At 60.2% G+C, this 6,734-nt stretch carries 9 protein-coding genes, 2 rRNA genes and 1 pseudogene; 11 read left to right on the forward strand and 1 reads right to left on the reverse strand.

What is annotated here, in order from left to right:
• The 11 genes from GCT13_RS46340 to GCT13_RS46390 all read left to right on the forward strand — a co-directional run.
• Positions 1-177: ribosomal RNA gene (locus GCT13_RS46340) — 23S ribosomal RNA — on the forward strand; the annotation flags it as partial.
• Positions 178-369: 192 nt separating this feature from the next.
• A 5S ribosomal RNA gene (rrf, locus tag GCT13_RS46345) occupies positions 370-483 on the forward strand.
• Between the two features lie 393 nt (positions 484-876).
• Entirely contained in the window at positions 877-1,245 is a 369-nt protein-coding gene (locus GCT13_RS46350; protein ID WP_321575061.1) for a DUF2784 domain-containing protein, read from the forward strand.
• A gap of 213 nt (positions 1,246-1,458) precedes the next feature.
• Positions 1,459-2,256 carry a molybdate ABC transporter substrate-binding protein gene (locus tag GCT13_RS46355; protein WP_407670968.1) on the forward strand — a complete coding sequence of 266 codons (798 nt, stop codon included), beginning with the start codon at positions 1,459-1,461 and terminating at the stop codon, positions 2,254-2,256.
• 307 nt (positions 2,257-2,563) lie between these two features.
• Entirely contained in the window at positions 2,564-2,794 is a 231-nt protein-coding gene (locus GCT13_RS46360) for a hypothetical protein (protein ID WP_152768292.1), read from the forward strand.
• A 95-nt stretch (positions 2,795-2,889) separates the two neighbouring features.
• On the forward strand, positions 2,890-3,120 hold the full coding sequence (locus tag GCT13_RS46365) for a hypothetical protein (protein WP_152768293.1): 231 nt from the start codon (positions 2,890-2,892) through the stop codon (positions 3,118-3,120).
• Positions 3,121-3,897: 777 nt separating this feature from the next.
• The gene (locus tag GCT13_RS46370) at positions 3,898-4,125 is read left to right on the forward strand and encodes a hypothetical protein (protein ID WP_152768294.1); all 228 of its coding nucleotides are present in this window, start codon (positions 3,898-3,900) and stop codon (positions 4,123-4,125) included.
• A gap of 57 nt (positions 4,126-4,182) precedes the next feature.
• Positions 4,183-4,407: a hypothetical protein gene (locus GCT13_RS46375; protein ID WP_152768295.1), complete on the forward strand. Its 225-nt coding sequence runs from the start codon at positions 4,183-4,185 to the stop codon at positions 4,405-4,407.
• A gap of 57 nt (positions 4,408-4,464) precedes the next feature.
• Positions 4,465-4,689 carry a hypothetical protein gene (locus GCT13_RS46380; protein WP_152768296.1) on the forward strand — a complete coding sequence of 75 codons (225 nt, stop codon included), beginning with the start codon at positions 4,465-4,467 and terminating at the stop codon, positions 4,687-4,689.
• Between the two features lie 57 nt (positions 4,690-4,746).
• Positions 4,747-4,977: a hypothetical protein gene (locus tag GCT13_RS46385; RefSeq protein ID WP_090874122.1), complete on the forward strand. Its 231-nt coding sequence runs from the start codon at positions 4,747-4,749 to the stop codon at positions 4,975-4,977.
• A 293-nt stretch (positions 4,978-5,270) separates the two neighbouring features.
• A complete protein-coding gene (locus GCT13_RS46390; protein ID WP_152768297.1) occupies positions 5,271-6,323 on the forward strand; it encodes an alpha/beta fold hydrolase in 1,053 nt (350 codons plus the stop codon).
• 40 nt (positions 6,324-6,363) lie between these two features.
• Here GCT13_RS46390 and GCT13_RS46395 read toward each other — a convergent pair.
• Positions 6,364-6,734: pseudogene (locus tag GCT13_RS46395) on the reverse strand (MFS transporter); the annotation flags it as partial.

Consider the following 6,734-nt stretch of genomic DNA (forward strand, 5'->3'; position numbering starts at 1 on the left):
TTCGGAAGAGATAACCGCTGAAAGCATCTAAGCGGGAAACTCGCCTTGAGATGAGATATCCCCGGGGCTTCGAGCCCCTTGAAGGGTCGTTCAAGACCAGGACGTTGATAGGTCAGGTGTGGAAGCGCAGTAATGCGTTAAGCTAACTGATACTAATTGCCCGTAAGGCTTGATCCTATAACCGGTGTGTTTTACGGTCATGGTTAATGCTTCGGCATGACCCGGACCGCGCCCCCGAAGGGGGCAGGACACGCAGACGGTCGAGAGATCCGTGTTGTGCCAGTACAAACAACACAACCCCAACACACCCTTTACGCTTCTTCCCGATTGGCTGCGGCGCTCAAACCAGCGGCGCAGCAACCCGTCATGCCTGATGACCATAGCGAGTCGGTCCCACCCCTTCCCATCCCGAACAGGACCGTGAAACGACTCCACGCCGATGATAGTGCGGATTGCCCGTGTGAAAGTAGGTAATCGTCAGGCTCCTTACCCCAGACCCGACCCCGCCCCTCAGCAGGCGGGGTCGTGGCGTTTACGGCGTCGCGTTTTACCTTCCTCTGGCCGGCGCTGCTGCCGACGCAATCCGCCTATTAAAAACGTGTGTCACCGCTGCAGCAATTTGCGTTTGCGGTCCGCCGCACGTCTCGCGCGTTCAACGACGAACGCTCTTACACTCCCGGAAAGGCGGGGCAACACGCCATTGCGCCGATGGCCGTACGCCGTTTCGGCGGGCGTAGCATGTGTCAACATTCGAACCCTCAAGAAAGGCCGCAAAATTCACAGCCTTACCGGCTGGCCTGCGTGACGCGGCATCTGCCAGGCCGCCCTTAACCCAAGGCCGACTCTTCGACAGTTATCGAACATGGCAAGGACATCGTGATCTGGCTCGCTAATACGGTACTTGTGCTACACGCGCTGATCGTCGTGTTCATCGTCGGCGGGTTGATTGCGATCTGGGTCGGCGCCGCCCTGAAGCGCGATTGGGTGCGCAACCGCGCTTTCCGGATCGTCCACCTTGCGGCCATCGGTATTGTCGCGATGCTGGCAGTTCTTGGCGTGTCGTGCCCGCTAACCGTCCTCGAGGACTGGCTACGCACGGGCGCGACCGGCCCGCAGGGATTCGTGCAGCGCTGGGTGAGTGCCCTGCTGTATTACGATTTGCCCGCCTGGGTTTTCGTAGCCGCCTATGTGCTGTTTCTGCTGATCGTCGCAGCGACCTGGCGCCGCATTCCGCCTCGTTCCTGAAAGACTGCCTGCCAAAGGCCTTGTCAACGACGAACTCGCGCATCGCGATGAGCCAACGTTCTACGTGTAGCCATGCAACGATCTGTCGTAGCGCAGCGCGAATGGCCTACACTCGAACCCGGAATTGAACGAACGCGTTGTCCATTAGCTGCGGTGTTCGCCGCATGCGATGCCACAGCGCCAGAGGACGTCCCATCGACATGGAGCGGGACCGTGACTATCCGCAAGCTAAGGGTTCGAGTATTCGCGCTCTGCGTGGCGGGCACGTTGCTGGGCAGCAGCGCGGCATCGGCGGATGACGTGAAAGTCATGATCTCGGGCGGCTTCGCGTCGGCGTATCGCGAACTGGGCCCGCAGTTCCAGGAGACCACGGGCCGCACGTTGACCACCGTCTGGGGGCCCGTGACGGGCAAGGCCGCGAATGCGATTCCCGTGCGTCTTTCGCGTGGCGAATGGGCCGACGTGCTGATCGTCGTCAGCTATGCGATTGACGATCAGATCGACGCCGGCAAGGTCGTGCCAGGCAGTAAGGTGGACTTGGCTCGCTCGGCAATCGGCGTGGTGGTTCGTGAAGGCGAGCCGAAGCCGGATATCAGTTCCATCGACGCATTGCGGCGCACGCTGCTCGCCGCGCAATCGATCGTCTATCCAGACAACGCGACCGGTGTCTATATCGGCCGCGAACTGTTCGAGCGTCTCGGCATTGCGGGACGAATCGCGATCAAGAGCCGCATGATACCCGCGGAGCAGGTCGCCGATGCCGTCGCGAACGGGCGGGCCGAGATCGGATTCCAGCAGGTCGTCGAACTGTTGCCCGCAAAGGGCGTGACGTTTGCCGGCAGCTTGCCTGCCGAATTGCAGAGGTACACGGTGTACTCTGGAGGCATTTGCGCCAATGCGAAGAATCCCGCCGGCGCGGCAGCGCTGATCCGCTTTCTGTCGTCGCCGGATGCAGTGCCCGCGATCATCGGGAGCGGACTTGAACCGCTCCCAACAGCGCCAGCGAATTGAGCGAAAGCGGGCAGTCGGGCGAATCGGCACGTCTCGCCAGGACCGACGCAATCTTGCCGCCCGGGTGTTCGGTGCAATCAGACAGCTGTGCGCGAATCTGTTGGCCAGAAACCGAACTCGAGCTATTGGGCGGGAGAGCCGAAGGCCCTCCGATGAGCCGCTCTCAGAATGAATACTCTTTTATTTCAATCGGTTAGGCTCTGCCAGCGGAGCGCGATACAACGACTGGCACAACCCATGCATATGTGGGAGCGAGCGCAACGAAACGTGCTCTTCCCACTGAAACACGCCTAACAGGAGATTTATCATGACTTCGCTGACCATCAAAGATCTTTCGCATAACGAAGAACTTTCCGTTGACGCCCTCTCGGCAGTGCGCGGCGGCAGCAACTACAACGCCTTCAATACGAACGCGGCATTCGGCGGCGGCTTTGCCAGCCCGGCCATCGTCGTGGCCCCCGTCACGCAGACGGACACGAAGGTCGACATTCCGACGATTCAGAACTTCGGCGGCCTGCAGTTCGTGAAGGGCATGTAAGTGCTGATCCGGGAGAGCCGCGATTCTCGCTTCTCAGGGCGCGACGAGTCGTGCTCTCCCAAATCGAAACACACGTCAATCCAAGGAGTTCTACCATGGCCTCGCTGACGATCAGGGACCTCTCGCATCATGCAGAACTGTCCGCCGGAGCGCGCGGCGCGGTGCGTGGCGGCAGCAACTTCAATTTCGGCAACGTGAACGCCGCGTTCGGTGGCGGCTTTGCCAGCCCGGCCATTGTGGTGGCGCCCGTTATCCAGACGGATACGAAGGTGGTGATTCCCACGCTCCAGAATTTCGGCGGTCTGCAGTGGCTGAAGGGGCTTTGAGTCCCGGCATGCGGCAACCGTCTTGCCTTGCGATGCCGGTTTCGCTTCGCCAGATCACATTCGATAACTCGCGACAGAACGACGAAACGGGGTAAGCACCAAGAGGAGACGGAGTCACTATCAAGCGTTCGTCCGAGAGACACCGTCAGGTCTTGTCCCTGACGGCTTCAGCCCGCCAGGCCGTTCTCCGTCTGGCGGGCTTCTTTGTTTGCGCCAAAAAAAACCTACGAATACAGTGCGCCAAAGGGCCCGCAGGGCTCGCAGTCAGCGACGCGCGCGATTGCTCAAACACTGTCGCTCCATACCTGTTCCACTCACATCGCAGCTGAAAACGCACCACCGGCCATGGAACTGCGTTATGCCCGGCGACGCGCGGCGTTCTCGTCTATCCGCGCCGCGCGCGCGATATTGAAAGATCGCGTTGACCCTCCTATTTCCAATCCTTGCACTGAGGCCGGCCCTCAACTGCGGCACATCGTCATCAGGTTCTCTACACCGTGATGGGATTAGTCGTGGCTACGGAATTCGGCACTGTTCGATCAAAACAGACAGCTATCCGACAACCTGTTGGCGAAGCACAGGCCGTCGTTCGCTGCGAATTGCTATGAAAAGCAAGGTCAACGACGGCTAATTCGCCAAAGTGCCTTTATTTTCAGTGCCTTACAGATAATCAGCGCATCACACGCCACGCTTGGCACAGCCCGTGCGTATATAGCCGCGAGCGCAAACAAATCGTGCTCTACCTAAACCGAAACATAGACCATCAGGAGATTCATCATGGCATCGCTGACCATCAAAGACCTTTCGCATAACGAAGAACTTTCCGTCAAGGCACTCTCCGCAGTGCGCGGCGGCAGCAACTACAACGTCGGCAACATCAACGCGGCATTCGGCGGCGGCTTCGCCAGCCCGGGCGTCGTGGTGGCCCCCGTCACGCAGAACGACACGAAGGTTCAGATCCCCACGATCCAGAACTTCGGCGGCCTGCAAGGCGTGTTGATGTAAATCGCAAACGACTCGCTCTCTATCACTTAACAACCCGTTCGATTCAGGAGAATCATCATGGCATCGCTGACCATCAAAGACCTCTCGCACAATGCTGAACTCTCCGTCAAGGCGCTCTCCGAAGTGCGCGGCGGCAGCAACTACAACGTCGCCAATATCAACGCGGCCCTCGGCGGCGGCTTCGCCAGCCCGGGCGTCGTGGTGGCCCCCGTCACGCAGAACGACACGAAGGTTCAGATCCCCACGATCCAGAACTTCGGCGGCCTGCAGGCTGTGCTGTAAATCGCAAACGATTCACTCTCTTTCAGTTCGCAACCAGTCCATTCAAGGAGATTCATCATGGCATCGCTGACCATCAAAGACCTCTCGCACAACGCAGAACTCTCCGTCAAGGCACTCTCCGAAGTGCGCGGCGGCAGCAACTACAACGTCGGCAACATCAACGCGGCATTCGGCGGCGGCTTCGCCAGCCCGGGCGTGGTGGTAGCCCCCGTCACGCAGAACGACACGAAGGTTCAGATCCCCACGATCCAGAACTTCGGCGGCCTCCAGGCTGTGCTGTAAATCGCAAACGATTCACTCTCTTTTAATTCGCAACTGTTCCATCCAAGGAGATTTATCATGACCTCGCTGACCATCAAAGATATTTCGCATAACGAAGAACTGTCCGCCAAGGAACTTTCGGAAGTGCGCGGCGGAAGCAACGTCAACGCCTTCAACACGAACGCGGCATTCGGCGGCGGTTTTGCCAGCCCGGCTATCGTGGTCGCACCTGTCACGCAGACGGAAACGAAGGTCGACATTCCGACGATCCAGAACTTCGGCGGCCTGCAGTTCGTCAAGGGCGCGTAAGTTCACGAGCTTGTCGGGGAGCACGATTCGTTTGCGCCCGAAGGTGCAGACGAAGCGGAGCTCCCCCTCGGCCGGATCAGCCGAGCGGCATCAGATCGCTTGTCCGTGCGTACCGCGATTTGTACCCGAATGTATCTGGTCATGGATCAGATACATAACATCACAATAAGCCGGGTTCTCGACACATTGCAGATACCTTGGCGCGCTTTAATGCTTCCGTGACGGCGCTTCCTGTCGCCGCTCTATTCGAGTACCTTCGAGGCACAAGCGCGTTCAACAACAAGGAGAGGCAAATGTCAGAGAGAATCGATTCACGTCGTCGCAGTTTCCTGGGCACAACGGCCCTTGCTTTTGCGGCTGCTCAGTTCGGCATGCTGGGTTCCGCGCGTGCGCAGACGAACGTATCGAAGACCGCAATTTTGCCTCCGGTGAAGCCGGGTAGCCATACGTCTTTCGCGTCGCTCAAGCAGATCGACGCCGGCCTGCTGAACGTCGGCTACGCAGAGGCGGGACCGGCCAGCGGACCTGCCGTCATCCTTCTGCACGGCTGGCCTTATGACATTCATAGCTTCGTCGATGTTGCGCCGTTGCTGGCATCGCGCGGTTATCGCGTGATCGTCCCGTATCTGCGCGGCTACGGCTCGACGCGTTTCCTTTCGCGCGACACGATGCGCAACGGACAACCCTCGGCTGTGGCAAGCGACATCACCGCACTGATGGACGCGCTCAACATCCAGCAAGCGGTACTCGCCGGCTTCGACTGGGGCGCGCGCACGGCAGATATCGTCGCGGCGCTGTGGCCAGAGCGCTGCAAGGGGCTGGTGTCGGTAAGCGGCTATCTGATCGGCAGTCAGAAGGCCGGCGCGATGCCGTTGCCGCCCGAGGCGGAGTTCCAGTGGTGGTACCAGTTCTATTTCGCGACGGATCGCGGACGCGCGGGCTATGAGAAGTACACACACGAGTTCGCGAAGCTGATCTGGCGGCAGGCCTCGCCTAAATGGAACTTCGACGACGCCACGTACAACCGCAGCGCGGCCGCCTTCGACAATCCGGACCATGTGGAGATCACTGTCCACAACTATCGCTGGCGGCAAGGACTTGCAGCGGGCGAGGCGCGCTACGACGAGTTCGAGCAGCGGCTTGCCGCGGCCCCCACGATCGGCGTGCCCACGATTACGCTGGAGGGCGATGCCAACGGCGCACCGCATCCGCCGTCGAGCGCTTACGCAGGGAAGTTCACGGGCAAGTACGAACACCGGACGATCACGGGTGGCATCGGCCATAACCTGCCGCAGGAGGCGCCACAGGCGTTTGCGCAGGCTGTGGTCGACGTCGACCGCTTCTGAACGAGAGACCAATGCGGGGCCGCGCAGCCGGCGGCCAGTATTACGCGCGTTCCTTGACGACCGCGAGATAGGCCTTCTTGACGTTGACGCTCTTGCTCGCCTGACGGAGAACAGCAAGCGCTTCGGCGCGCGTGGCCACGCACGGACCCGAGCCGAGCAGCGGCTTGCGAGCCGTCTCGCGCAACGCGATCACCGACACGATACCGATCAGCGACGCGCCCATCAGATAGTACGCGGGCATCATCAGATTGCCGGTGCGATCGACGAGCCACGCTGCAACGAGCGGCGTCGTACCGCCGAACAGCGACACCGACACGTTGAAGCCGATCGCAAGCGCGCCATAGCGGATCTTCGTCGGAAAGAGCGCGGGCAACGACGACGGCATCACGCCCGTGAACGTCGACAGCAGCG

This window comes from Paraburkholderia franconis (genome assembly GCF_009362735.1).
GTDB lineage: Bacteria > Pseudomonadota > Gammaproteobacteria > Burkholderiales > Burkholderiaceae > Paraburkholderia > Paraburkholderia franconis.

What these genes read in the sequence shown, in the direction of transcription:
- GCT13_RS46360 (WP_152768292.1), top strand. Translation starts at nt 2,564, where the DNA reads ATGACTTCGCTGACCATCAAAGATCTTTCGCATAACGAAGAACTTTCC.
- GCT13_RS46365 (WP_152768293.1), top strand. Translation starts at nt 2,890, where the DNA reads ATGGCCTCGCTGACGATCAGGGACCTCTCGCATCATGCAGAACTGTCC.
- GCT13_RS46370 (WP_152768294.1), top strand. Translation starts at nt 3,898, where the DNA reads ATGGCATCGCTGACCATCAAAGACCTTTCGCATAACGAAGAACTTTCC.
- GCT13_RS46375 (WP_152768295.1), top strand. Translation starts at nt 4,183, where the DNA reads ATGGCATCGCTGACCATCAAAGACCTCTCGCACAATGCTGAACTCTCC.
- GCT13_RS46380 (WP_152768296.1), top strand. Translation starts at nt 4,465, where the DNA reads ATGGCATCGCTGACCATCAAAGACCTCTCGCACAACGCAGAACTCTCC.
- GCT13_RS46385 (WP_090874122.1), top strand. Translation starts at nt 4,747, where the DNA reads ATGACCTCGCTGACCATCAAAGATATTTCGCATAACGAAGAACTGTCC.
- GCT13_RS46390 (WP_152768297.1), top strand. Translation starts at nt 5,271, where the DNA reads ATGTCAGAGAGAATCGATTCACGTCGTCGCAGTTTCCTGGGCACAACG.